The sequence below is a fragment of the Paraburkholderia podalyriae genome (genome assembly GCF_014397785.1).
GTDB classification, from domain to species: domain Bacteria; phylum Pseudomonadota; class Gammaproteobacteria; order Burkholderiales; family Burkholderiaceae; genus Paraburkholderia; species Paraburkholderia podalyriae.
Genome location: NZ_VZQQ01000213.1, coordinates 1 through 1,499, shown reverse-complemented (window position 1 = coordinate 1,499; position 1,499 = coordinate 1). Strand labels below are relative to the sequence as shown.

1 protein-coding gene and 2 pseudogenes are annotated in these 1,499 nt (G+C 58.4%); 1 reads left to right on the top strand and 2 read right to left on the bottom strand.

Features of this window, described 5'->3' with window-relative positions; genetic code table 11:
• Nucleotides 1-386, top strand: a 386-nt coding sequence (locus F6X42_RS42585; RefSeq protein ID WP_512699660.1) for a citrate synthase family protein, incomplete at its 5' end; no start/stop codon positions are given.
• Between the two features lie 87 nt (nucleotides 387-473).
• Here F6X42_RS42585 and F6X42_RS42580 read toward each other — a convergent pair.
• Both F6X42_RS42580 and F6X42_RS42575 read right to left on the bottom strand, forming a co-directional pair.
• A pseudogene (locus F6X42_RS42580) lies at nucleotides 474-665 on the bottom strand (helix-turn-helix domain-containing protein); the annotation flags it as partial.
• Between the two features lie 505 nt (nucleotides 666-1,170).
• Nucleotides 1,171-1,383 (bottom strand): annotated as a pseudogene (locus F6X42_RS42575) (DDE-type integrase/transposase/recombinase); the annotation flags it as partial.
• Nucleotides 1,384-1,499 lie beyond the last annotated feature (116 nt).

Below are 1,499 nucleotides of genomic sequence, written 5' to 3'. Positions count from 1 at the left end.
GCGTGAATCATCCGGTGTTCAAGGACAGACCGGTCAACCACGACCCGCGCGAGGTGTTCATTGCGGACCTGTGCGAAAAGCGTGGGGAATACAACGTGTTCCATGCGTTCTATCGCGAGCTGGTGCAGGCGTTGTTCGAGGCAGGCGTCTCGCGCAACGTCTATTGCGTCAATGTCGATGCGGTGATCGCCGCATTGCTGCTGAAGATGCTGTGGCAGCCGCTGCGACGCGGTGAATTGAGCGAGTCCGATCTGGAGACTGCCGCGTTCACGATCTTCCTTTATCCGCGCATGCTCGGCTGCGCGGCGGAAATCGACGATCACCTCAACCGCGGTCGCAACATGGACACGCGCACGCCCGCGTCCCAGTGCCGCTTCGTGGCCTGAGCACGGGTCTTACCGGCGCGGGGCAAGGCAACCACGTGGCTGCTGTGCTTTAGGGCAGTTGCGGGCTTTCGCCCGCGTCCATTGATAACCAGCGGACATCGATCGTTCCGAAGACAACGCTCGCTCGAAATGCCGCACGCGGATTGCGTGCTCGAGCTTGTCGAAAGGGCGGCTCAGCGCCGGCCACAAGCTGACCGCCTCGACGGCCTTCCGGAAGCCGCCCAACAATACGACGGCTCGAAACGCCTGCAAATCATTCAGGTCGAAGTTGACGCCCACAGGCCATCCTCTGCGTAGTACAGCGGCTATTGTGGATGGTGCTGGCCAAAGTGCCCATCGGGACCAACGTTGGAGAGCGCCGACAATTGCTGCTGATTTGTCCGGTCGGATTGAGGACGTGGTGGATGTAACCGCGGGTAAATCTGAGCCTGGATTGGCACGATCGTGGCAGCGACACGGCGGCGGGTCGCTATCGGGTGGTTTGGCGAACGCCAAACCGCCCGTTTGAAGCGATAGGCGCAGGCGTCTCCTATTGGCTCTCGTTGCCGCAGAGCCGACAGTCGGTTTGTACATACTGACGCGATGGCCTTCGCGCGCAGCCTCGCTCCAGAGGTGGTGCGCGTATAGGCATTCCCCTTGCACGTACATCCATGCCGTTCGCAACGGCACCCTTTACGAGGAGGTACTCATGTATTACGCATTGATGGAAGTTCAGAGGGCAAACGCCGAGGCTTTGTCGCAGTAAGGATCAAAGAGCGAGCGAGATCGATATGCGAAGTACTGCTTATATTGCGAGCTCGTAGAATTGATCAGCGGCGGACGGATGGGCTCCGCGAGCACATTTCATCTGTCCTTTGGCGATCATGTGCATAATCTCAATGCCGGCCAGAAGGATCCGGGCACAGCGAAAGTTCTTGAACCCCAGCATGGGCCGCGTTCGTCGTTTGATCGCCCGATGATCCTGCTCGACGATGTTGTTCAGATATTGATATGACTTTCCATGTCAATCGCGATGTTGATTTTTCGCTTTTTCATAGGCGCGAGAATTCCCTGAGGGCGGCGTAGCAGTAAGGTCGACGGTGGATCACACTGATATCCGCGGATTGGCTACCG